Origin of the sequence: Succinatimonas hippei YIT 12066 (assembly GCF_000188195.1) — a bacterium.
Taxonomy (GTDB): Bacteria; Pseudomonadota; Gammaproteobacteria; order Enterobacterales; family Succinivibrionaceae; genus Succinatimonas; species Succinatimonas hippei.
This window is the reverse complement of the sequence record NZ_GL830964.1, coordinates 1-26155: the sequence shown is the minus strand read 5'-3', so window position 1 is coordinate 26155 and position 26155 is coordinate 1. Positions and strand designations below refer to the sequence as shown.

The 26155-nt window shown below is 38.8% G+C and carries 24 protein-coding genes; 11 read left to right on the top strand and 13 right to left on the bottom strand.

Annotated elements, in window-relative coordinates:
* The 6 genes from HMPREF9444_RS02690 to HMPREF9444_RS02665 form a co-directional block, all read right to left on the bottom strand.
* Positions 1 to 924: a permease gene (locus HMPREF9444_RS02690; protein ID WP_009142805.1), complete on the bottom strand. Its 924-nt coding sequence runs from the start codon at positions 922 to 924 to the stop codon at positions 1 to 3.
* Between the two features lie 51 nt (positions 925 to 975).
* Positions 976 to 1998: a DUF362 domain-containing protein gene (locus HMPREF9444_RS02685; protein WP_009142804.1), complete on the bottom strand. Its 1023-nt coding sequence runs from the start codon at positions 1996 to 1998 to the stop codon at positions 976 to 978.
* 29 nt (positions 1999 to 2027) lie between these two features.
* A complete protein-coding gene (locus tag HMPREF9444_RS02680) occupies positions 2028 to 3116 on the bottom strand; it encodes an aldo/keto reductase (protein ID WP_009142803.1) in 1089 nt (362 codons plus the stop codon).
* A 144-nt stretch (positions 3117 to 3260) separates the two neighbouring features.
* The gene (locus tag HMPREF9444_RS02675; RefSeq protein WP_198002744.1) at positions 3261 to 4328 is read right to left on the bottom strand and encodes an MBL fold metallo-hydrolase; all 1068 of its coding nucleotides are present in this window, start codon (positions 4326 to 4328) and stop codon (positions 3261 to 3263) included.
* 50 nt (positions 4329 to 4378) lie between these two features.
* Positions 4379 to 4750: a DUF5329 family protein gene (locus HMPREF9444_RS02670; protein WP_009142801.1), complete on the bottom strand. Its 372-nt coding sequence runs from the start codon at positions 4748 to 4750 to the stop codon at positions 4379 to 4381.
* A 52-nt stretch (positions 4751 to 4802) separates the two neighbouring features.
* Entirely contained in the window at positions 4803 to 5975 is a 1173-nt protein-coding gene (locus HMPREF9444_RS02665; protein WP_009142800.1) for an iron-containing alcohol dehydrogenase, read from the bottom strand.
* A gap of 95 nt (positions 5976 to 6070) precedes the next feature.
* On the opposite strand from HMPREF9444_RS02665, the gene HMPREF9444_RS02660 reads away from it, so the two are divergent.
* Positions 6071 to 6520: a MerR family transcriptional regulator gene (locus HMPREF9444_RS02660; RefSeq protein WP_009142799.1), complete on the top strand. Its 450-nt coding sequence runs from the start codon at positions 6071 to 6073 to the stop codon at positions 6518 to 6520.
* A gap of 40 nt (positions 6521 to 6560) precedes the next feature.
* Here HMPREF9444_RS02660 and HMPREF9444_RS02655 read toward each other — a convergent pair whose 3' ends face one another.
* The 3 genes from HMPREF9444_RS02655 to HMPREF9444_RS02645 form a co-directional block, all read right to left on the bottom strand.
* Complete coding sequence (locus HMPREF9444_RS02655; protein ID WP_198002745.1) at positions 6561 to 6932, bottom strand: DMT family protein; 372 nt, start codon at positions 6930 to 6932, stop codon at positions 6561 to 6563.
* Between the two features lie 115 nt (positions 6933 to 7047).
* Entirely contained in the window at positions 7048 to 8487 is a 1440-nt protein-coding gene (locus HMPREF9444_RS02650) for a hypothetical protein (protein ID WP_040909128.1), read from the bottom strand.
* The gene (locus HMPREF9444_RS02645) at positions 8481 to 10784 is read right to left on the bottom strand and encodes an MFS transporter (protein WP_009142796.1); all 2304 of its coding nucleotides are present in this window, start codon (positions 10782 to 10784) and stop codon (positions 8481 to 8483) included. Before HMPREF9444_RS02645 ends, HMPREF9444_RS02650 begins: the two co-directional genes overlap by 7 nt.
* An 82-nt stretch (positions 10785 to 10866) precedes the next feature.
* On the opposite strand from HMPREF9444_RS02645, the gene HMPREF9444_RS02640 reads away from it, so the two are divergent.
* Positions 10867 to 12018, top strand: a complete 1152-nt coding sequence (locus tag HMPREF9444_RS02640) for an ABC transporter substrate binding protein (protein ID WP_009142795.1) — start codon at positions 10867 to 10869, stop codon at positions 12016 to 12018.
* Between the two features lie 31 nt (positions 12019 to 12049).
* On the opposite strand, the gene HMPREF9444_RS02635 is transcribed toward HMPREF9444_RS02640, so the two are convergent.
* Positions 12050 to 12874 carry a helix-turn-helix domain-containing protein gene (locus HMPREF9444_RS02635; RefSeq protein WP_009142794.1) on the bottom strand — a complete coding sequence of 275 codons (825 nt, stop codon included), beginning with the start codon at positions 12872 to 12874 and terminating at the stop codon, positions 12050 to 12052.
* A gap of 128 nt (positions 12875 to 13002) precedes the next feature.
* Between HMPREF9444_RS02635 and HMPREF9444_RS02630 the strand changes: the two genes are divergently transcribed.
* From HMPREF9444_RS02630 to HMPREF9444_RS02610, 5 genes are all read left to right on the top strand, one after another.
* Entirely contained in the window at positions 13003 to 13851 is an 849-nt protein-coding gene (locus HMPREF9444_RS02630; protein ID WP_009142793.1) for an aldo/keto reductase, read from the top strand.
* Entirely contained in the window at positions 13844 to 14716 is an 873-nt protein-coding gene (locus HMPREF9444_RS02625; RefSeq protein WP_009142792.1) for an aldo/keto reductase, read from the top strand. Before HMPREF9444_RS02630 ends, HMPREF9444_RS02625 begins: the two co-directional genes overlap by 8 nt.
* A 120-nt stretch (positions 14717 to 14836) precedes the next feature.
* Positions 14837 to 17314 (top strand): excinuclease ABC subunit UvrA, encoded by a 2478-nt coding sequence (locus HMPREF9444_RS02620; RefSeq protein ID WP_009142791.1) that lies wholly within the window; start codon positions 14837 to 14839, stop codon positions 17312 to 17314.
* A 99-nt stretch (positions 17315 to 17413) separates the two neighbouring features.
* A complete protein-coding gene (locus HMPREF9444_RS02615) occupies positions 17414 to 18415 on the top strand; it encodes a DUF362 domain-containing protein (protein WP_009142790.1) in 1002 nt (333 codons plus the stop codon).
* Between the two features lie 93 nt (positions 18416 to 18508).
* The gene (locus HMPREF9444_RS02610; RefSeq protein WP_050778981.1) at positions 18509 to 19585 is read left to right on the top strand and encodes a metallophosphoesterase; all 1077 of its coding nucleotides are present in this window, start codon (positions 18509 to 18511) and stop codon (positions 19583 to 19585) included.
* 33 nt (positions 19586 to 19618) lie between these two features.
* Here the strand turns inward: HMPREF9444_RS02610 and HMPREF9444_RS02605 are convergent, their stop codons facing one another.
* Positions 19619 to 20788, bottom strand: coding sequence for a hypothetical protein (locus HMPREF9444_RS02605; RefSeq protein WP_009142788.1), 1170 nt, complete (start codon positions 20786 to 20788; stop codon positions 19619 to 19621).
* A 101-nt stretch (positions 20789 to 20889) separates the two neighbouring features.
* Between HMPREF9444_RS02605 and HMPREF9444_RS02600 the strand changes: the two genes are divergently transcribed.
* Positions 20890 to 21489, top strand: a complete 600-nt coding sequence (locus tag HMPREF9444_RS02600; protein ID WP_009142787.1) for a DUF1349 domain-containing protein — start codon at positions 20890 to 20892, stop codon at positions 21487 to 21489.
* A gap of 21 nt (positions 21490 to 21510) precedes the next feature.
* Here the strand turns inward: HMPREF9444_RS02600 and HMPREF9444_RS02595 are convergent, their stop codons facing one another.
* The gene (locus tag HMPREF9444_RS02595; RefSeq protein WP_040909126.1) at positions 21511 to 22176 is read right to left on the bottom strand and encodes an HAD family hydrolase; all 666 of its coding nucleotides are present in this window, start codon (positions 22174 to 22176) and stop codon (positions 21511 to 21513) included.
* 206 nt (positions 22177 to 22382) lie between these two features.
* On the opposite strand from HMPREF9444_RS02595, the gene HMPREF9444_RS02590 reads away from it, so the two are divergent.
* Entirely contained in the window at positions 22383 to 23558 is a 1176-nt protein-coding gene (locus HMPREF9444_RS02590; RefSeq protein WP_040909130.1) for an iron-containing alcohol dehydrogenase, read from the top strand.
* Positions 23559 to 23572: 14 nt separating this feature from the next.
* Here HMPREF9444_RS02590 and HMPREF9444_RS02585 read toward each other — a convergent pair whose 3' ends face one another.
* Entirely contained in the window at positions 23573 to 24523 is a 951-nt protein-coding gene (locus HMPREF9444_RS02585; RefSeq protein ID WP_009142784.1) for a DMT family transporter, read from the bottom strand.
* Between the two features lie 166 nt (positions 24524 to 24689).
* On the opposite strand from HMPREF9444_RS02585, the gene HMPREF9444_RS02580 reads away from it, so the two are divergent.
* Together HMPREF9444_RS02580 and HMPREF9444_RS02575 are read left to right on the top strand one after the other, a co-directional pair.
* On the top strand, positions 24690 to 25571 hold the full coding sequence (locus HMPREF9444_RS02580) for an aldose-1-epimerase (protein WP_009142783.1): 882 nt from the start codon (positions 24690 to 24692) through the stop codon (positions 25569 to 25571).
* A gap of 87 nt (positions 25572 to 25658) precedes the next feature.
* Positions 25659 to 26155: GNAT family N-acetyltransferase family protein (locus HMPREF9444_RS02575; protein ID WP_009142782.1), on the top strand; the 497-nt coding region annotated here is incomplete at its 3' end.

Genomic DNA, 26155 nt, shown 5'->3' with positions numbered 1-26155 from the left:
TTATGCTCCGCTATTTACAATAAATAAACAGGCATCGGTTAATAAACCTGAGACTGCCGCAAAGATCATTACGAATGCAATGTAATAAATAAAATGTTTAAGGCCTAAGATAGATTTTAACGCCGTTATATTGGTAAGTTTGGTTGCAGGGCCTGAAAGCATGAACGCTACTGCAGCTCCGCAGGACATACCTGAGGATAGACAGGAGATTAAAATCGGTACTGTTCCACCACCGCATAAATATAAAGGAACACCCAAAGTTGCCGATAATAAAACGCCTATCCCGTTATTTTTACCGAAGAGCTCAGAGAATGCATCTTGCGGTACGTGAATGGTAAAAAGAGCCGCAAGTAAAATACCTGCTGCAAAATAAGGCAAAGTAGCTTTTAGATTACGTCCGACATTTTTTAAATAGCGTATAAAAAGATTAGGATCGGTATCATGATTATGTCCTACACCGAATGAGGTAAAGATGAAAAATTCCTTATTCTTAAAGCAAAAACGGATTAAAAGTCCTGCGCTTAATGCCATGAGAAAGCAGGTTAAAATCCGCAGAAAGAAAACAAGAGGCCCTAAAGCTGCCGAATAAGCTATAAGCTGGGGGTTTAAAAGAATGGATGCAACCATGAAACAGGCTAAAAAGTCCTGTCTTACTCCTTTTTGATAAAAAGCTACGACCAAAGGAATAGTGCCGTACATGCAGATAGGCGAGGCAAAGCCTAAAAGTGCAGCGGGAATATATCCTAAGAAACCGAATTTTTTAAGTTTGCTGCGAACAAGCAGAGCATGAATTTTATCTTTGACAAAAACTGAGATTGCCGATCCTAATAAAGTACCTATGATATAAAAAGGTACGATTTGCCGGCACAAAATATCAAGGTAGTACCAAAGATAGATTATTTCTCTTTCGATAAAGTCGTACATAAATTTGCTGCTAAGACCGCGGTTTTAACGCCGCGGTAAACATAGGATTTTTTATTTATCTAAAGATACTAAGCGGTAATTTTTATGTCCAAGCCCCATTTCTTCGGCGTGATCAAGGATCATGGGACCGTTGCGGCTTTCCATGCGTTTAATTAAGGAAGCCCCGTCGGGAGCGGCGTAAACTAAATCAACACAAGCTTGGTCAAGGGCTACAGGATCAAGAGAGGACAAGATACCGATATCATGCATATCGGGTTTGCTCGGATCTCCGTCACAGTCGCAATCTACGGAAAGATTATTCATGACCGAGATATAAAGCATTTTCTCGCCTTTGCCCATATAGTCGGAAACTGCAGAGGCTGCTTCTGCCATTGATTCAATAAAAGCGTTGTGCTCATCTGAGCTGTTTGACATGAAAGCACCGTTTGCTATAGTGGCGAAAGTTCCGATTTCATCGGACATTCCGGCAGTATGGATACGGTTTTTTCCATTGGCAGATGCTACGCCTATTGAAATATTTTTCAGCGCTCCGCCGAAACCGCCCATGGCGTGGCCTTTAAAATGAGATAAAACCATCATAAAGTCATAGTCGGCAAGATTTTTACCTACCAAGTCGGATTTTAAGTGTTTTCCTCCGGTTACCGGAATTTCCATACCGCCGTTTTCGTCCATGATATTTACTTTGGCGATTTGATCAAAACCGTGATCTTTAATAGTTTGGCGATGCATAGCAGTAGAAGCACGTGATCCGCCGTAGGCTGTATTGCACTCAACGATGTCGGCGTTGAATTTTTGTACTAATTCTTTAATTAATGAAGGCTGAAGGTAATGATTATTTCCGGCCTCTCCGGTCGAGAGCTTTACCGCAACTTTACCTGTAGGAACCCGTCCTAAGGCTTCATAGGCTTTCATTAGTCCTGCAGGGCTGATATCTGTTGTCATATATACGATAGGCGCATCTTTATCATCAACGCGATGCTTTAAAGCTGCAGTATCAATATCGGCGGCAAAGGCTGACAGCGAAGTCAAAAGCGCTGCAGCAAACAATGATGTACTTTTAAACCTAAATTTCATAGTCAACATCTCCTTAGTTTAAAAAATAGTCATACTCCGAAATATTCGGAAATTTCATGCATTTTCTTTATTTGCTCTACCTTAAAGGGGCAGCGTTTGTCGCAGTGTCCGCAGTTATTGCACTCTCCGGCATGATGCTCAAGATTTAAGTAATGTTCCTTGGCAAGCGGATCTCCAAGTATGCTTAGGTCGTAATATTTATTGACAAGCCCGACGTTGATTTTTTTCGGACACGGAGAGCAGTGATTGCAGTAAAGGCAGCGTCCCTTGGCGTCTTGAGATATTGCCGTACCTAATACCGAGTAATCAAGTTCATTGGGAGATGCCGTGAAATAGCGCATATAATCATCAATATCGGATACTTTGGTGGCACCGGCCACTAAAGTAATAACAGCAGGGCGCTCAAGAACGTAAGAAATGCATTGCAGCGGAGTTAGAGCAATGCCTATAGGCGATAATTTAGCGTTTAAAAGCTGTCCTCCGGCAAAAGGCTTCATGGCGGAAATTGCAACTTCTTTGCTTTGAGCAAGGCGATATAAATTTTCGCGCTGGGCGTAATCTCCTATAGCATAGTCACCTTTTTTAAAGTCAAATGCGGCATTGATGCTGAACATAAATAAATCAAACATGCCTAAATTTATAAGTTTTTCAGCAATGACTGGAGTATGGGTGGAAAAACCCAGATGTCTAATGATCCCTTGTCGCTTTAAATCTTCTGCTAAATTAAAAATGCCTTTTTCTAATACGTAATTAAGATCTTTTTCTTCGTCGATGCAATGTAAAAAACCAAAATCGGTATATTCAAGCCCTGTAGTATCAAGAATACGCAGGAAGGTATCTTTTACGGTATTAAGATTGCGGGAAAAAGCATAAGCCCCGTTTTTATATATCGCTCCTAAATGCATTTGCGTAAAAACTTTAGAACGGTTTTTAGCTAAAGTAGTCTTTATATGCGGGTAAATAAAATCATAAGCACCGCATAAATCAAAAAAATTGATATCTTTTTCTAAAGCATATGAAAGGATTTTAAACATATCACTATTAGGAGTCACGGCTCCAAGTCCTAAGCCTATTTCACCGATTTTTTCTCCGCCGCGAGGCAATACTCTATAGCGCATATGTGCTCCTTTGTCTTTTTATTGACTTTTCTCCAATTGTATTGAGTATAGAAAGTTTAAACTTTGTACAAAAATACTTTGTTTTTATATGTTTCTATACTTTTTACGTATAGGCGTGTTTCTCGTCTGGTTTAATTTTCTTTTTTATTTGCTTGGTACTGTCTCCCACCATTTAGTGAAAATCTGCTTGTTATTATTAAGATCAACAATCTCACCTATCATCGGAGTCAAAAGCTGAAAGCTTTTGCCAATACTTGCTTTATCAAGACGGATGAAAGGGTCTGCCCATTTGTGGGTACTTAAAGCAAATCTGCCTGAATGCATTGGGATCACTTTCTTGGCTTTTATATCTACGGCAGCTTGTGCAACTTCTTCAGGAAACATATGAATGAATTTCCAGTTTTCGTTATATTGACCGTTTTCAAGCAGCGCCAAGTCGATATTAGGATATGTTGATCCGATTTGCGCAAAATGCTTGCCGTAGCCGCTGTCGCCGCTGTAGAAAATACGGTGATTTTTAGTAGTAAATAAAAATCCGGCCCATAATGTTTTATTGGAACTTAAAAAGCGTCCTGAGAAGTGGCGTGCCGGCAGAATATCTACGCTTAAAGCTTCATCAACATTGATATGGCTGTTCCAGTCTCCTTCAAGGATCTTATCCGGTGTAAATCCCCAGTATTCAAGATGGCTTCTGATGCCTAAAGGACAAATTACTTTTTTTACTTTATCTTTTAGGTAGCTTACGGTTGAATATTCAAGATGATCCCAGTGATCGTGTGAGATAACCAGATAATCAATATCGGGTAAATCTTCAGTTGTATACAAAGTTGTACCTAAAAAAGCTTTATTTAAAAAAGAAACAGGGGATGCGTAATTTTTTATTACGGGATCAATTAAGATCCTTTTACCGCTTATCTGCAATAAAGAGGAAGAATGTCCGAACCAAATTAACAGATCATCTTGTAAATTAAGTTTTTTAAGATCGGTTTTAACATGAGGGATCTCTGTTTGGGGCGCAATATCCGGATATGATGCGAACACAAAATCCCACCAAGCCTCAAATTTCCCTTTATCTCCCGACATCATCGGTGTTTCTTCAATATTTTTAAATTCGCCGTTGTGATAGTTGGGTGATTTCTCTAAAACAGAGATATATTCACCTTCAGGTAAGCTGCCAAATTGGGTGGTGCATGAAGATAGAATTAAAGACATAATGGCTGCCGGAAGTAAAAAGTAAGATATATGTTTAACGGAATGTTTTTTCATTTGGTTTTAGCATCAATATCTTGCAATAAACGGGTTAGAAATATAGATGACGTCTCTTGTTTTCCGTCAGGATGAAGCACAAGGTATTCTTTACCGCTAAATGAAGATCGGCTGGCGCAGTATTTAATAAAATCTTCAGCAGTGTTTAAATCGTCCTTGGCATAATCGTATTTCATTTTTAAATGGTCAACGGCAGCTTCTACTTTATATTCATCTCCGTTTCTGACAAAGATAAGCTCGTGATGCCGTGCCAAAGAATTAAGCAGCGCCTCCACTCTTTTGTCTTCGTTTGCATCAATTGCTAAAGCATTGAAAGAGATAAGCGCCGTAACAGCAAGCAGACATAATTTAACCGACAAAGTTCTCATGTTTTTTTATGACATTAATTTAAAAGGGACGCGTCTGCGTCCCTTTTAAGAGTTATTTACACATGCGTAAAATTTCTTCAACATCAGAAGGTGCAAGCGGTGCAAAGGCCAAATGCAGAGGGAAGCATTTGCAGGCATGCTCTGCCATTTCTTTAAAGTGAAGTTCGTCAGTGATACCGACTTCCTTTAAGGTTTTAGGCAGGCCGATTGAGGCAAAGAATTTTTCAAGTGCTTCAATACCGGCAAGAGCTGCTTTATTATCATCTTCGATATTTACGTTCATGACGCGGCGGGCAAAAGCTGCATAACGGGCTTGAGTCTTAGCGCTTAAGGTATAACGCATTACCTGTGGGGTAAGAATTGCAAGGCCTTCGCCGTGAGTAATGTCGTAGAATGCGCTTAATTCATGTTCAATAGCGTGGCAGACCCAAGCTGCCATATCGCTGCCTAAAGCGCAAATTCCGTTGCAGGCAAGGGAGCTTGCCCACATTAAATTGGCACGGGCGGTATAATCGCTGCCGTTGTCATAAGCTATTTTCCCGAATTTAATTACGGTACGCAGAATGCTTTCGCAAAGACCTTCTGAAACCATATTAGTACCGTCAACCATATACTGCTCGAAGATATGGGACATAATATCGGCACAGCCTGCTGCAGTATGTTTTTTATTAACGGTCAAGGTGTATGAAGGATCTAAAATTGATACTTTGGGGAAATTTAGCGGATTTAAAATTCCGATTTTCTCGTTGGTATCAGGATTGGAGATAACCGCAGCACAATCAAATTCACTGCCGGTTGCAGCTAAAGTCAATATTGAAACCAAAGGCAGAGCTTTAGTGATTTTGCTGCCGTCAATTACCAGATCCCAAGCATCTCCGTCATAGAAGGCAGCGTCGCAGATGATTTTGGAACAGTCTAGAACACTGCCGCCACCCACGGCGAGAACCACATCAATATTTTGTTCTTTGCAGATCTTGGCTCCTGCTCTGACTGAAGATACGCGCGGATTAGGCTCTACTCCTGAAAGTTCAAACAAATCAAAGTCTTTTAACAGTTCTTGAATCTTGGTGTAAATCCCGTTCTTTTTAATACTGCCGCCGCCGTAAACCAGCAGTACTTTTTTACCGAAAGCACCTAAAACTTTTGGTAACTCATTAATCTTATCCTTGCCGAATAAAACTCTGGTCGGGGTGCAAAAATCAAAATCATTAGCGCAGTCTTTCATATAAATTTCCTTAGATGTTAGCCAAAAAATATTTAAGCTGATAAAATCATAAGACCTAAAGTTAACTTTAGGTCAAGAGTTTTTTGAGGTGAAAAGTGAAATATTCAATCGGTGATGTGGCAAAGCTGACGGGAATTTCCGTTTCAACTTTGAGATTTTACGATAAAGAAGGTTTTTTTAAGGATTTAAAGCGCACCGAAGGCGGTATTCGCGTATTTTCAGATAAAGAGCTTGAGGTTTTAAATGTAATTGACTGTTTAAAGCACAGCGGTCTTTCCATTAAAGATATTAAAGAATTTCTTATCTGGTGCGCCCAAGGTGATTCCTCAATAGAAAAACGGCGTGCGCTTTTTTATGCAAGAAAAGAAGAGGTCATGTCGCAAATTGCTTTACTGCAGGAAACTTTGGATTTTCTTAAGTATAAATGCTGGTTTTATGATATGGCAAAAAAGCTCGGCAGTACGGATGCGGTTTTAAATCTTGATGAAAAGGATATACCTTCTGAATTTTTAAAGTTTGCTCATCGCAGTAAAAAAGCCGCTTAAACACCGTCTTGCATTTTTGACAAGACGGCGCTAAAAAATTTTACGGTCTGAAAGCAAAATAAACTGCGGCGATTAAGCATAAAGCCGCCCATAAATGGTTCCATTTAAGCTCCATATGGAAAGCTATGATGGAAAACACGGTAAAAACGGTAAGCGTTATTACTTCCTGAATAACTTTTAACTGCATAATATCAAAAGGACCGCCGTTATCCTTAAATCCGATGCGATTTGCTGGAACTTGCAGGCAGTATTCAAAAAAGGCAAGGCACCAGCTGAAAATGATTACGCCAAGAAGAGGTAATGCGGCAAACCATGAAAATTCCTCTTTCATCTTCAAATGACCGTACCATGCCAAGGTCATGAAAATGTTAGAACATACGAGTAAGCCTATAGAATACATTCCTTGAGTCAGCATATCCGACCTTTGTCCTTTAAGTAAAGTTAAACGCTTATTTTTACGGTGCGTATTATATTATTAGTTGCTTATTTAGGCTAAAAATTAAATTAATTTTTTCTTGTGTAAAAATCTATAGATAAAACTCTATCGGTGATTTGGCATTTAGATTTTTTACTAATTCCTGTCTTAGATCGGTAATTTGCGTATCGGACAAATCAAAATCCAAAAGCATATCCGCAATTGATAGAGGTAAAGCTTCTTTTACCGTTGCAGTTAGTAAGGAAGAAGCTTGTGTCTCATCTATAGGCTCAAGATGATGTAAATCAAGCTGCAGCAGCGGACGGGACTTATTAAGAGAAAAAGGATCTGCATCAGGGCTGATGACTTTAAACGGTGTTAAAAAAGATTGAATAAATTCAGTGCTGTATATAGGCTCTGTAGGTTTTGGCAGATTTAAAGTTTTTGCGGTAATTTCCAGCATATCTTTTATATAGTAGTTAAAAAAGATGCCGCCGATTAAAGATACGTTATAGTCTAATGTCAAGCAGATATAGCCTAAATACAGATCGGCAATTAACGCGTTTTTATTTAAAGCTTCAATGATGTTCTGCGGCGTTACTTTTAATGTATAGTCAGCCGATCGAAGATAGACGTCGTTTTTATCTTTGACCAAAGATAATTGTTCAATAGTTCCTGAGTCTTTTTTTCTATAAAAAAGTACCGATCCTCTGCCGGTAAAATCGTCTTTCCAATTGTCCGTTACCCTTTCATCAGACCAAAGGTTAGCTCTGCCTTTAAGATTTTTACAAAGCGTATATAAAAGATGAGGAGAGTTAAAAATTTTGAAAATAAATGAATTTTCATTTTCAAGCGATATTTTCAAAAGATCGCTTATTAGGACGCTGTCATCTACAAAGTAGCAGGGGCAATGGGGAACCTTAGTTAAAAAACTCTTTATATAAAATGAGTTTGTCTTAAAGCATTGGCTTAAAAAAGAATTTTCTCCGAAATTTTCAGGAGTAAAAGCTTCTATGGCTGAGAGTTCATATGATGATGCTAAAGCAGATACCGTGTTTAGCTTGCGCTTTATATCATCACTTTTTAGCGCTCTTAAGGAACAAAGATATTTAAGATCGTATTTTCTGGGGATGAAGCTTATTCTTTTGCGCTTGTAGTGGTTTTCTTCAAGGCGCTTTCCTAAAAGGAAACCGCCGGGAACGGTAGGGTTTTTAGGGCCAATGGAGGTACAGGCAAGAATTATTAAAGCCTGCTTTTTAAAAAGCGGAGCAAAGTATGAACTCATAAGACTTGATGCTATAAGTTCAGGATGATTTTCAATTCCGCCGTGATTGGCGCAATAAACGCACTGCGGATGCTTTAACGCCAAGCGTACGTTTTCTTCATCAATATCGCCGTAATTTAGTTTTATGTTGCTTATAACGGCATTTATAAAAGTGTCAGACGGTACGGTACCCTTGGTAAAAAGCAGTCCATGGTAGTCTTTTAAACTCATGTCGGAAAATTTATCGCAGAAACTTTTAAGATGCGGTTTTAGAAAATCAGTTAACACGATGTTTTCCTTGTGTTCAAAAAGTGCTGAATTATAAAAAACAGCATTGCGCATACTGCGACTGTTATTGCCATGAATGAAAAGCCGGCGGTGCCGAAAGCGCTCATTATTACGGCAATTATGAGAGGCCCTGCTATTTGACCCAACCTTAAAAATGAATCCAGGACTTTAATTGATATTGACGGTCCGATTTTTTTAGAAACCTCATAACTTGCCATTACGGCCGGTTGACCGCCTTCGTTAATCGATGCGGATATGCCTAATAAAATCATGGCAAGTATTGAAGCGCCGATAAGGCTTGGCAGTTTAAATGCAAGCGGAACCAGCGCTGAGAATAAAAGTGCCAGAGACAAAATCACATATTTTCGGTCAATTTTATCTATAACTTTGCCCATGATCGGAGCAAGGATGATAACCAGGAACGAATATAAGAAATTAAGCTGTCCGACGGTTGAGGCTCCCATTCCGTTTTCCTGTACGGTAACGGGCAGGAAGAAATTAAAAAATCCGATGCCGATAGCGCTGTAAGGGATTACCTGCAGGAGCATGAGAGACAAGGATTTAGGATCTTTAATAAAGGCAGTTACTTTTGATAAAGGAAGTAAAGCGCTCTTAAAATCGTTTTTATGTGTAGAAGCGTTAGCGCTAAGCGCTGTACGGTGCTTCATAATATAAAGTAACAGCAGGAAATTAAATACGGCAAAGGCACAGGAAATTGCAAACACCAAGCGCATATTAAATTTATCGGCGATTATTCCGCCTGCGGCTACTCCGCATAAAACTCCCGAGAAAAGTCCGGCAAATGCTGCAGACATGCCTTTTGCCCGAGAGGTATCGTCGGTTGCGTCCATAACGCATAATTGGCAGCTTACGATAATGCCGCCGTAGGCAATGCCGTATAACAGTCTGCCAAGTAAAAATGAATAGGCGTTAAAAGACAGAAAACATAGCGCGGTGCTGAAAATAAGGAGGAAAGTGCTTATAGGCAATACTTTTTTCCAATCGCTTAATGCTTTGTCGCAAAACAAAATCAAAAGAGAGCTTATTGCAACACCTGTCATGTCGGTTGAAACGGCAAGACTTTTAACAAGATCTGAAGATAAAAAGCCTAAATCATCGGCATATTGACCCATAAAGACAGGAACGATGCTGACAGGTAGGAAAGCGCCGAAAATAATCAAAAAACCAAGCGGACGGATAAGCGAAGGTTCAAAAGGGATTTTCTTTTGTGGACGCAGCATTCTTGCCATTTCGTGACGTAACAGCGAGGTCAATTCATAGGCTAAAAGCGCTGAAATAAAAAATAATGTCAGTAAGTTAAGCCCCAAATCAACAAATTTTGTGTATTCAATCTTTGTGGTAAGGCTTAGCGAGCCGATAACTTCATTATGACTGATGATAGGAAAGTATTGATCGATTTTAAGATTGTCGCCGGCAATCACATTGCCATTTTCATCGGTAAGTGAAATTTTATCGATAAAAGGAACATTTTCTTTTAATTTTATAAAGTAATCGTTAAAGCCGCTTACTTCATGAAGGCTGATGTTAAGTCTCGTGACGGCGGAGAAGTCTTTGCTTACTGACCCGAAAGCTGCCGTCTGCAATGAGTCGGCATGATTATCAATTGCCTTTATCACGCTTGGCGTCATGCAGGCAATTATAATCATTTGCGCAATAAAAAAAGGTATAAGTAAAGTTCTTACCGATAAAACATGGTTTGCACTTTGTCTTTTTAGGTTAATCAGAATAAAAAAGACGATAAAGCACAAAGTGGAGATAACAAGGCCTAGTCCTACGCTTGCATAAAGCTCTTTTGTTTCTTCTTCACTTAAACTTTGCTTTTGATTGTTTCCAAGCGTTGCAAGAACAAAACCCGCATTATGTCCTGTAATATCAAAAAAGGGTGCGTATAAATAAATATTGCCGGAAAGTAAGATGTTCTGCCCGGTAAGTTTTTTAATATCTAGGGTATTTAATCCGACGGTTGATTTACCGACAACAATCCGTCCGTCTTTATCCGCGATAAAAACGTCCGCGGCTTTACTTATCATTTTCAGATCGTAAAGATCCTGCATCGCTCTTTGATAGTTTTGAATGTTGCGTCCCATTGCCGTGATGTTGTTAATACGCATTGCGGTATTATTTATATTAAATTGCAGCAGATCCTGCGCAGTTTGAACGCGGTAATCGTTATAAGAAGAGACGACAAGTGAGACAAAAAAGAATTGGGATATGAAAAATACCACTAAAACGGCAAATAAGCGCAGATTGAAAACAGCTTTAAGGATATTTTTCATTAATTTACTCAAAAGACCGTGGTTTTGCGTTTATTATAGATAGTTAAGGACAGTATTGCACCTGTACGGATGTAAGAGGATCATGTTTTTACATAATTTTTTTAAACGCAGCTTTAAAGCGTTTATTTTGGGGCAAGTTTTATTAAGTTTTGCCGCTTTTTCAGCGCAAAGTACGCAATGTTCGCTGGGAAAAGCGTATAAGGTGGCAGTTTTTCAGGCCGGAAGCTATACGGATTTTCAAAAAGTATTCAGACAAACAACTCTTGCCTTGCAAAGAAACGGATTTATAAACGGTGAGCTTATTGATCGTAACTTTCTTTTAGATAAGAACAATAGTTTTCAGGAAATGGCGCAAAAGACGCAAGGCGGCTGCATTGAGTTTGTTGAAGACGGATTTTATGACGGATATTGGGATCATGATAAAGCCAAAGAGCTTGCCGATACTTTAAAAAATCGCATAAAGTCTTCAAGTGACATTTCCATGGTATGGGCACTGGGAACCGTTGCAGGTCAGATGCTTACTGACAGTTCCTTAAACGTTCCGGTTTTAGTCATGACTCCTACCGATCCTGAAAGTTCGGGAATAATAGGACCTGGTGAGTTTTCAAATAAAAAGAACATTCACGTGCAAAAGGAAATGAATCGCTACGAGTCGGAACTAAGGCTTTTTTATAATACTTTTAAGTTTAAAAACCTGGGCGTTATTATCGATGATAATCCGATAAATCAGCCAGGCCAGGCCGTACCGATTATAAGAAAACTTTCTCAGGAACTTAAATTTAATCTCATCGAATGTAAAGGTCCTGTTGTAGGCGATAATCATGCCAAGACACAAAGTGCTTTTAGTACGTGCGCTTTGAATCTGGCTGCCAATGATGCCGTGGATGCCGTATATATTCCCATGGGAAACGGAGCGTCACCAGATAACTTTTACTATCAGATAAAGCCTCTAATTGATAGAAAGCTGCCGATTTTTTCTCAAACCGGGGAAAATGAAGTTCAAATGGGCGCTTTAATGGCCTTATCCAACGCTGATTTGCAGGCGTCGGGAGAATTTGAGGCCAGAGTTATTGAACGAATCGTTAAAGGCGAAAAACCTGAAATGATTTCACAGTACTATTATGCGCCTTTAAATTTGTGTCTTAATTTGGAAACTGCCCGCCTCATTGATTTTAAGCCGAGTTTTGACCTTTTAATCGGGGTGGATTTGGTTTTTGATCGGATAAAAAAATAGTGTTTTAAGCTCTATATACGTTAAACAAAATTTAAAGAAGATAAATGCTGCTGCGGTAAGCGTTGGGACTTAATCCGGTTTTAGCGCGAAAGTAGCGGCAAAAATAAGATAGGGATGAGAAATTAAGCTTTTCTGCAATCTGACTTAGAGTAAGGTGTTTTTGGCATAAATATCGGACGATTTCTTTAACGGTAAAAAGATCAATCCAGTAGGAAGCAGGTTTACAGCTTATTTCTTTGCAAATTTCCGAAAGATAATGCTCGCTTATAAAAAGTTTTTGCGCATAAAAAGAAAGATTACGGTGATTGATAAAGGATCCTGCATAAAGCAGATCGATGAATTTTTTCAAGATAACCGCTTTTCGTTCTGAAAGAGCGCTTATTTTGCGGCTTTTGGCATGAATATCGTAAAGGTCAAGGATGTGCGCGCACAAAAGCGAGCTTAACATCTCCGTATAAAACAAATGATCGTGCTTATAAGTTTTCTCTTTAAGACGTAAAAGATCTGTTCTGCAGTTTTTAAAATCATGTTCATCAAGACGCATAACCGGGTTTTGCAGCAATGACAGATGTCCGATGATGCCGTAATTGCTGCGGATGGCAATTGACGACACGAACTTTTGGTCAAGAAGCATGATTATGCCTTTAAAATCACTTGATGCCGTGATTTGGGAAACTAATGATGCGTCAGGCAATATTACGTAATCGAATTTTGCGGTATTGTAATGAGTGTTAAAAAACAAAAAGCTCAAGCTGCCTTGCAAACAAAGGATATGCAGAATACTGCCGACGTTTAGGACTGGATCTAATTTATCCGGACTTTCAATAAAGGTTATTCCTTTACTTGCCATATTCATACTATGCCTTAATTGATTTTAAAAACCACGAAAAGTGACATAAATGCAAAGATTTATGTAAAGAATTTTAGGCTATAAAACACTACTATTCAATTAATCCTTGATTATCAGTTTGGCAGGTAATATCAATGAAAGACGTACGATTGAATAACGGTGTGATGATGCCCGCAGTAGGTTTTGGTGTGTATCAAATTCCGGTGGATGAAACTGAAGAAATTGTCAATAAAGCGCTTGAGGTGGGATATAGGATGTTTGATACCGCTTCAGCCTACTTTAACGAAGAACAAGTCGGTAAAGCTATAGCTTCAAGCGCCATTAAGCGTGAAGAATTATTTATTACGACTAAATTATGGGTTCAGGATTATGAGTATGAGGATGCTTTAAAGGCCTTTGATTTGTCTTTACATAAATTAGGTCTTGATTACATAGATCTTTACCTTCTGCATAAGCCTTACGGAAATTATTATGCCGCTTGGCGCGCATTGGAAAAACTATATAAAGAGGGATTGATTCGTGCTATCGGCATTACCAGTTTTTCAAATGAGCGCCTTCTTGATTTGTGCCTTCATAATGAAGTAAAGCCTGCATTAAATCAAATAGAGACTAATCCTTTCTTTCAGCAGCATAGCGCTAATGCTTTTTTAAAAAGTGAAGGCATTGCGCATGAAGCATGGGCTCCGTTTGCCGAGGGGAAAAATGATATTTTTAATAATGAAGTATTAAAACGAATTGCTGAAAATCATCATAAAAGTGTCGGCAGTGTAATTTTACGCTGGTTAAATCAGCGTAATATCGTAGTTATTCCCAAGACCGTTAGAAAAGAACGGATGATTGAAAACTTCAATATTTTTGATTTTACCCTTTCAGATGATGAGATGCAGGCGATTGCGGCGCTAAATACCGGCAGCAGTCCTATTTATGATGATATGGATTTGCCGACGGTAAGGTTTATTTCTTCACATAGGATCCATGATTAAAATGCAGTACATTACTTTAAATAACGGCGTCAAGATGCCGCTTGTAGGTTTTGGTGTATATCAGATTAAGGCAAATGAGTGTGAAAAAGCGGTAAAAGAGGCTATTAATGTCGGTTACCGTCTAATCGATACTGCTCAGGCATATTACAACGAAGAAGGTGTAGGTAGCGCTGTTGTAAATTCAGGAGTGCCTCGCGATAAACTGTTTATTACTACCAAAGTCTGGATATCAAATGCTGGTGATGACAAGGCTTTAAAGAGTATTGACGAGTCTTTGCGCAAGCTTAAAACCGATTATATCGATCTGCTTCTTATTCATCAGCCTTTTGGTGATTATTACGGAACATATCGTGCGATGCTGAAAGCATATAAGCAAGGGAAGGTAAGAGCAATTGGTCTTAGCAATTTCTATGATGCAAGATTTATTGATTTATGCGAAAACATGGAAATAAAACCAGCCGTCGTCCAGCTTGAAACCCATGTCTTCACGCAGCAAAGGAAAATGACGGAACTTATGGCGCAATATAAAACCAAGCTTATGGCCTGGAGTCCGCTTGCCGAAGGTAAAAATAATTTATTCACGGATAAAACATTAAAAGCAATCGGCAGCAAATACGGCAAAACCAACGCCCAGATAGCTTTGAAGTTTTTGGCTCAAAAGTCCATCGTTTCAATTCCTAAAACGGTCCATAAAGAAAGAATGATTGAGAATTTAGATATTTTTGATTTCAATCTTGATAAAGAGGATCTTAAAAGGCTCGATGCCTTGGACACGGGCAAGCCTTTGGCAGCTGATTTTACCGATCCTAAGCTTGCAAAATTCTTGCTTGATTATGACAAAACTTTCAATCCGGCAAATTCTTAGTTATTCAGGTACTCAAAATTAACCGTTTAGAGTGCCTTTAACGAGAATTACACTTTAAGTATTTAAATAATGTCTTAAACGCAATACTATGTGATATAGGAAGACAAAGGCGGTTAGGACATGGATAAGGCAATTAAAATCCGCGGAGCGCGCGTTCATAATTTAAAAAATATCAATGTAGATATTCCTCTAAATCAGATTGTCGGTATTGCCGGAGTTTCAGGCTCCGGCAAATCATCGCTTGCATTAGGTGTTTTGTATTCAGAAGGATCAAGACGCTATCTTGAAGCTTTATCCACTTACACAAGAAGACGCATGACACAGGCGGCAAAAGCTCAAGTGGATGAAATTTTATATGTTCCAGCCGCGCTTGCTTTGCATCAAAGACCGTCAGTTCCGGGAATACGCAGTACGTTCGGTACCGGAACAGAGCTTTTAAACAGTCTGCGCCTTATGTTTTCCCGTCTTGCATCTCACCGCTGTCCAAACGATCATTATTTGGAACCGACTCTTGATGTCGCGGCGGAAAAGGAATTGCTTTGTCCGGTCTGTAAATCACGATTTTTCGCTCCGTCGGCAGAAGAGTTAGCGTTTAACAGTCAAGGCGCGTGCAGGACCTGCGGCGGTACCGGAATCGTGCGCACGGTTGATAGAACAACCTTAATTCCTGATGATTCTTTAACAATTGAGGAAGGCGCGGTTGCTCCTTGGAATTCACTTATGTGGTCGCTGATGGTTGATGTCTGCAGGGCGATGGGAGTACGAACCGATGTTCCGTTTAAGAATTTGACTGATAAAGAAAAAGATATCGTATTTAACGGACCTGCTGTTAAAAAACATATTTTTTATAAAGCAAAGTCTTCAAATCAGGCAGGAGAACTTGATTTTACGTACTTTAACGCTGTTTATACCGTTGAAAACGCACTAGCTAAAGTTAAAGACGAAAAAGGAATGAAGAGGGTTGAAAAATTTTTAAAGGAGGAAATTTGTCCTGACTGCGGCGGCTCAAGACTATCCGAGGCGGCAAGGGCTCCTAAAATAATGGGTGTTTCGCTTGATACGGTTTGCAAGATGACTTTAACCGAGGCAATTAAATGGGTTGACAAGGTACCGTCATCTTTAAGTGAGCCTTTAAGACCGATGGCACTTAGCATTTGTGAATCATTTAAAAATACTGCCAAACGCTTAACGGATTTGGGCCTTGGTTATTTGACTTTAGACAGAGCGTCTTCAACCCTTTCAACCGGTGAAAGGCAGCGCATGCAATTGTCGCGTGCCGTAAGAAACCGTACCACCGGCGTGCTGTATGTTCTTGATGAACCGTCAATCGGTCTTCATCCGCTGAATATTGCAGGATTAAAAAACGTTATGGATGATTTGGTAGCTGACGGTAATTCAGTTGTTTTAGTCGATCATGATACGCAGATTTTGTCATATTCAGATTGGATAATTGAAATGGGACCTAGTGCCGGCATTGATGGCGGACAAGTTATTGCTAAAGGAAGCGTTGATGATATTAAATCAAATTTAGAGTCTAAAATCGGTCCTTTTTTATCCGGAGAAAGCGGTGTGGCCGTAAAAAGGGAAATAGATGACAAACACGTTTTTTCAAATGGCGCAATTTATCTTGAAACATCGTCAATTCATACGGTTAAACCGCTTACAGTAAAGATCCCTAAAGGTAAGTTAACCGTGGTGACAGGAGTCTCCGGTTCCGGCAAAACAACGCTTATTTTAGAAAGTCTTATTCCGGCACTTGAAGCTTTTATTAAGCATACGACATTTCCTTCTCATATAAAGGATATAAAAGCAGATGGTATTAGTCAGATAAAGCTTATAGACGCCACGCCAATCGGTATTAACGTCCGGTCAACAGTTGCAACTTACGCTGATATTCATGATGAGTTAAGGAAATTATTTGCCAAAAGCGCTGACGCCAAGCGTCTTGGTTATAAAGCAGGTGATTTTTCCTACAATACGGGTAACTTGCGCTGCATTAATTGTGACGGTACGGGAACGATTGCTCTTGATGTACAGTTTCTTCCTGACGTTAATATTGAATGTCCCACCTGCCGCGGAACGCGCTATGCAAAAGAGATCTCTTTTGTCAAAATCAAAAATTCTAAAGACAAGGAATTTTCGCTTGCTGATTTAATGGCAATGGATGTTGCTCATGCATATGAATATTGTAAAGAATATAAAATCATTGCTCAGCGGCTTAAAGTACTAATGGATTTAGGTCTTGGTTATCTTACATTAGGTGAAGAGACGCCAAGCCTTTCAGGCGGCGAGGCTCAAAGATTAAAGCTTGCAAGCGAAATGGGCAAGGGTCAAAGCGACAGCGTATTCGTATTTGACGAGCCTACTATAGGACTGCACCCGCTGGATATTAAAGTGCTCATGCAGGTCTTTAACAGTCTTATTAAAAAAGGTGCTACGGTTATTGTTATTGAGCATGATTTAGATGTGATTCGCAGCGCCGACTATATTATTGATATGGGACCTGGAGGCGGTACCGAAGGCGGCAGGATAGTCGCATGCGGGACGCCTTATAAAGTAAAACACAATCCTTGCAGCATAACCGGCAGGTTTATTTAAATAATTAAAAATATTTATATTGTCTAAGTTAGGCATTTAAAAAGTATTAATATTTCTTGTAGAAAAGAATAAAAGATACGTAAAAAGAGGTATTGCACCATGAATAAGATTAAAGTGGTTCCGGGAACGGGCGGAGAGCACTACGTTTCTTATGATAAGCGCAGCGGAGATGAATCAATTGTATATTTTACTAAGGATTTATCGGCTTTAGGCTTGAGAAAAATATTTGGTAAGGTATCGGGAAGACTTTCGGGAAAAATCGGTATAAAGCTTCATACCGGGGAAAAGCACGGACCTAATATTATTCCTCGTTCATGGGTTGAAGCTTTGATTAAAGAAGATTTGCCTGATGCCGTAATTGTAGAAACAAATACTTACTATGACGGTGATCGCTATACTACCGATAAGCATCGCGAAACTTTAAAAGTTAACGGTTGGACATTCTGCCCGGTGGATATATTAGATGATAACGGAACTGCTGAATTTCCGGTTAGAGGAGGAAAATGGTTTAAAGGCGTTCATATGGGTAAAAATTTACTTAATTATGATTCGCTGTTTGTCTTAACTCATTTTAAAGGTCATACGCAAGGCGGTTTTGGCGGTTCGGCTAAAAACATAGGCATAGGATGTGCCGACGGCAGAATCGGCAAAGCACAGATCCATACAACTCCGGGATCTTCCGATCAATGGGATATTAAAAAGGAAGAGTTTATGGAACGCATGATGGAATCTGCAAAAGCCGTTGTAGACCATTTTGGAAATAATATCTGTTTTGTTAACGTGATGCGCAATATGTCAGTGTCATGTGACTGTGAAGGTCTTGCCGCGGCTCCGGTAGTTACTCCTAACGTCGGTATTGTCGCTTCAACAGATATTTTAGCAGTCGATCAGGCATGCGTTGATTTGGTTTACGCAATGAAGGAGCAAGATCGCCATGCCTTGGTTGAACGTATTGAAAGCCGTCACGGATTGCGTCAGTTAAGCTATATGAAAGAGCTTCATATGGGCAATGATAAATATAAGCTTCTTGATATAGATAATGACGATAAAGAAATATCTTTGTCAGATGCGGTACGAGATGTAGTTCCGTTTAAAGAATAGAAAGCCATGATTGCGCCTTATCTTATTAGGCGCAATTTAATACCCAATTTTATTTAGAACTTTTAAATTATGCTGCAAACTCCGGCGCTTATTATGGCGAGTTACGCCTCTTTGTCGCTAATACTGCCGCTTAAAATCAGGCTTTTTTATAAAATTTTAGGAGTGGGCATAATTTTTTTATGCGCGCTTAAATATCATTTTTATGCTCGTATGGGCGGTATTTTGTCGCCGGATTTGCCGTCGTGGCTTATTGTGATAATGGAGGCCGCCTTTGGCTCACTTATTATCGGCTCTTTCATTTGTCTTATAAAAGATCTGTTGTTTGTTCTTTTATTTATCTTGCGCAAATGCAGCCTGATAAAGTTAAAGCCAAAGCTTTTTAAACTTAATGTTTGTGTAATAATCTTTGCTCTTATATTCGGGTTTTACGGCACGTGCATGCAGTTTTTCACTCCTCACATTAATCATGAAACTATAGAAATTAAAAATTTAGATAAGGATTTTGACGGTTTTAAAATAGCTCAGCTAAGTGATTTACATGTGGGGCCGTTACTAAAGCATGAATTCATGCAAAAAGTCGTTGCCGCGGTAAATAACGAAGAAGTTGATTTAACGGTTATAACCGGTGATTTGGTTGATGGCAGGGTAGAAAAGTTAATTAATGAATTCAGATCGCTTAAAGATATTAAATCTCCGTACGGTGTTTTAGCCGTTACGGGAAATCATGAGTATTATTCAGGTTCTTTTGCGTGGATAAAAGCATTAGAGAATTTTAATGTGCGTTTTTTACAAAATGAGCACGTTAATTTGCATAAAGGAAACGGTACGTTAACTGTAGGCGGTATTAATGACGGACGAAGTTACGGGAATGAACTGGATAAAGTGTTTGCAGATGCAGGTAAGCACACCCGAGTTTTTCTTGCGCACAAGCCAAAAGATGGAGTGAAAGCAGTAGATGCTGATTTAATTCTTACAGGTCATACTCATGGCGGTACGATGCTTTTTGCTGGCCCTTTGGTTGCCGATTACAATGACGGATTCGTTTCAGGCAGATACGAACTTGAAAATCGGGTAATGTATGTAAGTAACGGTACAGGAATTTGGTCGGGTTTTTCCTGCAGATTTTTAGTTCCGCCAGAAATAACGATTTTTACTTTAAAAAAAGCCTAAGTCAGGATTGATGTGAAAAGCTAGTAATAAGGATTAATCAGAGCTTTTTATGTTTTTAAGCTGTACTGCATTAGGACAATTTTTATCAGTTTTTACATAGCATTGCAGCGTATTGTCTTTTATTTTCCATATGGTACGGCTGTCAAGATGATAAAAATTTAAAAATTCCTTTAATTTTTTATCAAGAGGGAAAAATAGGGATTCATGAAAGTTGAGAATCTCCTTGATTTTATTTTTATCAATGAAATTTATGTAAATTGCGCTGTCTAGCAGCAGTCTAAGGCGAAATAAAAGCTCTGAATAGATTTTTGCCATCAGTTCGCAAAGAGGCTTAAGTAAAATTTCCTCAAGAGACCATGATTTATCATAACTTTGCGTAGATCCTGCGTGCTTTTTGGTAAGTTCGCACAGAACAAATAAAAACAGTACCGTAATTGACCTGTCAATAAGCGCGTATGTTTCGTGATTAATCATAGAAGAAGCTGTTTTTGCTTCATTTAATGAACGCTTTTTCTCTTTTATTTGCGGAATATTTACTTCCTGAATTAAATGTGCGCAGGTAAGAACTTCCCGATGCAGGAAAGAAGAGAGCTCTTCAAGATGATTTTTATCTTGAAGTGTAAAGCTTGATGAATCAGTGTTTAAGTAAAAACGCAAGCGATCGGCCGTATCTTCATACTCTACTTTTTTAGCAATTGCTTTTTCATGTAAATCTTTAGTAAGTAATCCTTCGATCCTATTTAGCTGAGAGCCTATTACATCATCTCCGATGCTGTTGCCCATGATAAGCAATGCTAAATCAAGCGCCATCATCGGACTTAAGGCGTTTTTGCACAAATCTTTTAAAGCAAGAATTTTCTGTACTCTGCCTTCACCTGAAAATACGCTGCCCTTTAAAAGAATTTCTTTGGCTTCGGTAATGATTTTAGGTGAAATATTCTCTTCGATGATAATTGCATAATTTTTACCTTTTTTGATGATGCTTTGCGCTTCTTCTTTAATGTTTTCCGCAACTTCATTTAGTTGAGATTGTTTATTCGGATCGATTGGAACTTCAACGTAATAAGCGTTGTTTTCATCATTTTTCCCGGCTTCTATCGTGTATTCATTTAATTTATAAATCAAAGCATCTTCAATGTTTTTCTTAAATTCATGCTGCTTGTGTTTTTTAGTAAAAATTCCGCTTTTTTTAATGAGAGACACTGTCTTATCCTTGAGATTTTATTAACACATAGAAAGTATAATAATAAAGAATACTTAGCGCGAAATTATTTTTCTCAATATGGTTTTTTAAGTTTTTCCCGATGAATTTTTTAGATTTTAAATGGACGCATAACCCCTCTAAATTCTCGGTTTTTGCTGATAGAGTTGAGATTATTACCGATCCGCATACGGATTTGTGGCAAAGAACTTATTATCATTTTTGCAATGATAATGCTCCTTTGCTGCAATATAAGAGCAAAGAGAAGTTTTTTACCTTTACCGTAAAATGCGATTTTGAATATACCCATCGTTTTGATCAATGCGGTATTGCTGTCTATCTTGATAGTGACAATTGGATTAAAGCTTCAATTGAATATGAAAATGAAGAATTTGCTCATTTAGGCAGTGTGGTTACCAATCACGGATATTCAGATTGGTCGACTACCGAAATAAACGCGGCACATAAAACGATGTGGTATCGCTTAAGCCGCCGTGAAGATGATTTTAAAATTGAAAATTCATATGACGGCATAAACTTTAAGCAAATGCGAGTGTGTCATTTGTTTTCGGCTGTTGACGAGATTACATTCGGCGTTTATGCATGCAGCCCGGAAACGTCTTCATTTAGGGCCGTATTTTCTTGTCCTAAGCTGTCAGAATGCATATGGCCTGCTCATGACGGTCAAAAGCCTGATTATTAATATCGATGATTTGTCTTAAAGTCAGCCGCGCTTCCAATTAAGAATAGGCCAATTGTTTTCCAAAGCCTTTTGTCTTAATAAAATACCAGGATTGACGGTATAAACGCTATCTGCTCTAAGGCATAAAGGAAGATCGTTTATAGAGTCGGTATAAAAAGTGATTTTTCCGTTAATTTCAGGATGCTCTAACAGGTATTTTTCAAGGCATATGACTTTGCCTTCTTTAAAACTAGGAACACCGTCGATTTTATCGGTATAAAAGCCGTTTTCTACCTTTATGTTTACTGAGATTGCTTCTTTTATACCTAAATAGCGGGCAACGGCATTTACGATCATGTCGGCACTTGCCGATAAGAGTAGTATCGATTCATTTTGATTCTTAAGCTCATTAAGCAACTCTTTTGCTTCTTTAAAAATTAAATTTGAAAACGTATTTTTTACAAAATCATCTACAATCGCGTCGACTTTTTCTTTGGGAATTTTGGTGATTGGCGGCATGGAAAAAGCAATATAGTCATGAACGTTGAGTTCGCCGCGGTCATAGGCATCCATTAGTCTTTTTTCTTTATTTAAAAAGTCAGGATCTTCTGCAATGTGGTTTTCTACCATATATCGGCACCATAAGGTGCTGCTGTCGGCATCGATTAAAGTGTAATCAAGATCAAAAACATAAAGGTCACGGGACATTATCTGACTCTCCATAAATGATTTATAAATTCTAAATGACAATAATTAATTTTGAGTGAAAAGAAAGTTAAGGCTAATTAAATTAAAGAAAAATAAATTTAATGAAACAGCTTTGCCGATTCTACTTATAAACAAAGAGGTAAGTTAAAATGAGCTTTATGTAGTAGTTTGTATCAGTGGAGGCAGGCGATTTTTCGCTTTTTTATATGGATAATTTTACTTTTTACTCCCCTACTTATTTTGTCTTCGGCAAAGATGAAGAAATTAACGCAGGACATTATGTTAAGCGCTTTGGCGGATCAAAAGTTTTAATTCATTTTGGCGGAGGATCCGCTCAAAAATCCGGTCTTTTAGATAAAATCCGCAGTTCGCTTAAAAACGAGGGAATTAGATTTGTTGAATTAGGCGGTGTTAAACCTAATCCTCGTGACAGCCTGGTTTATGAGGGAATAAACCTTTGTAGGAAGGAAAATATTGATTTTATTTTGGCCGTAGGCGGCGGAAGCGTTATTGATTCTGCTAAAGCTATTGCAGCAGGTGCAGTTTATGACGGTGACTTTTGGGATTACTACGAAGGCAAAACAGTTGATAAAGCTTTGCCTATTGGAACAGTCCTTACAATTTCGGCAGCCGGCAGCGAAGGATCCGGTGATTCCGTTATTACTAAAGAAAAGGGTATGTTCAAACGTGCAACTACAGGTGAAGCACTGCGCCCTAAATTCTCAATTTTGGATCCTGCATTGACTCAAACATTGCCGGCCTATCAAACTGCATGCGGTATTACGGATATCTTAGCGCATTTATACGAGCGCTACCTTACCAATACCAAAGATGTTGAAGTTACTGATCGCATGATTGAAGCTTTGATGCTTACCATGATTAAAGAAGGCCCTATTGCCGTAGCTGATAGCAATGATTATCAATCAAGAGCAAATATCATGTGGGCGGGAATGATGGCGCATAATAACTCTTGCGGTGTGGGTCGTTCTCAAGATTGGACCAGTCATAATATTGAGCATGAACTTTCAGCTTTATATGATTGTGCGCACGGAGCAGGACTTGCCGTCGTGATGCCTGCGGTATTTACTTATAACTTAAAGCATGACGTTATGCGCTTTGCCAAGGTAGCTGTCAGAGTGTGGGGCGTTGAGATGGATTTTGAACATCCTGAAGTTACTGCGCTTGAGGGTATTAACGCATTAAGGCGCTTTTTAAAATCAATCGGCATGCCCGGTAATTTTGCCGAGCTCGGCGCTAAAGAAGAAGATATTGACGAGCTTGCGCACAAATGCTGTTACGGCGATGTAAATACCGGAACAACCGGAGGATTCGTAACCTTAAATGAAGATGACGTAAAAGCAATTTATAGACTGATGCTTTAATCTTCCATTATTTTTTAGTGCCGTAAGATGGTCTTTTGCGGCACTTTTAAAACTTCATGCCTTTTAATGATAAGACGGATAATTCCTTTTATCCCGTTTTGTGAAATGATAAGCCCGAGGAATGTCAGCAACATACCGCAAATGCCGAGGCCGGAGACTGTTTCATCAAGAATTAATACTGCCATTATTACGGTTACCGCAGGTGAAATGTAAAGCCATGCACTTGCTTTTACCGTTCCTATCAGTTTTACCGATAATGACCAAGTAACGTAGCATAAAGCTGATGCACACAATCCTAAAAAGAGAAGATTTAAATAGTTGACAGGCTTTGCAAGGGCCTCAAATTTAAATTCATATTCCATAAAATACATTGGAATAAGCATAAAAATAAGACCATAGGCAAAAACGTGCCTTGTAACCTGCAGCGGTTTATAGCCAAAACTTAAGGCTTTATTGATAAAGAGGCAATAAAACGCCCACATGACGGATGCAAGAACAGCCAGTCCGTCACCTATTGGATTAAAGCTAAGTTCGTCAAGAGAGGAAAAAGTTAAAAGGCAAATTCCGGTCATCGCGATAATAAAACCTAGAAAGAACCCTTTAGGTAATTTTCTTTTGGTGCCTAAAAGACGATCCACAAGACCTGTAAAAAAAGGAACCGAGGCGATAATTACGCCGACATTGGCGGCTTTTGAATAGACAAGAGCAATATTTTCACATAAAAAATAAAGAGTTATTCCAAACAAGCCAGCTATTGCCATGATAATTTCATGACGAAGGGACTTAACGCGCATAATATGCGGAAAAATTATCCACATGGCTATAAAGCCCAGTAAAAAGCGATCAAATAAGATTTCGATCGGAATGAAGTCTCTAAGCAGGATTTTTGAAGAGATAAAAGTTGCGCCCCATACGGTTATGGTAAAACAAGTTAAAAGATGACCTGCAAGACTTTCACGGAGCATATACGTCCTTATTTTTAAGTTTTTTTAGATGCTCATGCTAGCACTAAAGCGTTTCGGAAACAAAATAAAATCATTGTAATGCTTTTAAGAAGAGGGCTTTGCTCTCATCTTTAATTTTAAATATTTGCTAAATTATGGCTGTTTAATTCAAGTTTAAGGAGTGATCATGTTAGCCGGCGGACAAAGTATTTTATTAAAACACGGTGATTATGAGGCTTTGATTGTTACGGTCGGTGCAGGAATGTGCTCGGTTAAATACAAAGATCGTTATATTTCTTTGCCGCATGATCCTGATGAGGTTCCTTTAGCTCATATAGGCAAAGTTTTAATCCCCTGGCCTAATCGTATTAAAAATGCTTCTTATGAATTTGAAGGTAATACATATTCTCTAGCTGTAACCGAGGCTCGAACCGGATCTGCAAGTCACGGCTTTTTAGCCTGGAAAGAATGGCAGATTGAAGAGGTCTGCGAGGATTCTCTTATTCTTAAAGCCTATGTAATTCCGACTGTCGGATATCCGTTTTTACTTGAAAGTAAAGCTTACTATAAAGTTGATGATGACGGATTGAGCGTAACGCTTATTACCAAAAACATCGGGAAAAAGTTTGCGCCATACGGCGTAGGCCAGCATCCTTACATCACTTGCAATAAAGAAGTTCTTGATAACTGTACCCTGCATTTTCCGTGCTCTCAAGTATGGGATGTGGATGAAAAAATGTGTCCTACAAAGTTGATTAGGGCTTCACAATTAAATTTGGATTTTGATAAGGAACGAAGCCTTAACGGCGTTAAGATTGATCATGCTTTTAAAAATGATAAAGATCCTCTTGTCCTTACGTTAAAGTCAGACAAGATGGAAGTAAGCGTAACTACTAAAGCTCCATACGTGCAGCTTTTTACCGCTGAAAAACTTTTGCGTAAAGGCCTTGCCGTTGAACCGATGTCATGTCCTGCCAACGCATTTAACTCAAAAGTAGGTCTTACGGTGTTAAAACCGCAGGAAAGCCACGCACTGACTTATCGCATCAGCGCAAAAATTTTTAATTAAAATTTACAATTAAATCAAACGTAGAATTTTTATCGGTTTTGCGTTATTTTGCAAAGCCGTATCTGTTTTTATTGTGATCGAGTTTTTATGTTCATAAATTTTGCCGACTGCATTTTTGCTAAAGCTGCAGAGACTGATGTAAGTGATTTTGTTTCTCTTATAGACAAACGCATAGAGTGGATGGAACAAAACGGCATCAAGCAGTGGAACCTTTTTGGCTATAAACAACGCTACTCTTTTGCTTATTTTAAGCGTGAAGCCGATTTGGGACACATGTATGTTTTAAGAGATAACGACTCCAGGATTATAGCCGGAGCCGTTTTACTTGAATCGGATCTGCGTTGGCAGCAAAATGATCCGCAAAAGCCCTCCTTATATGTTCACAATTTTGCGTCTTTATTAAGTGTAAAGGGAGCCGGCAAGGAGCTTTTACGTAGAATCGAGTTTTTAGCACTGCAAAAAAAGAAGATTTGCGTGCGTCTTGATGTAATTATCAGCAATGACAAACTTAATTCTTGGTATGACGATATGGGTTATTATTTAATCGGGACTGGATCTTTCATAGAAAAGGATCCGGCAATTCG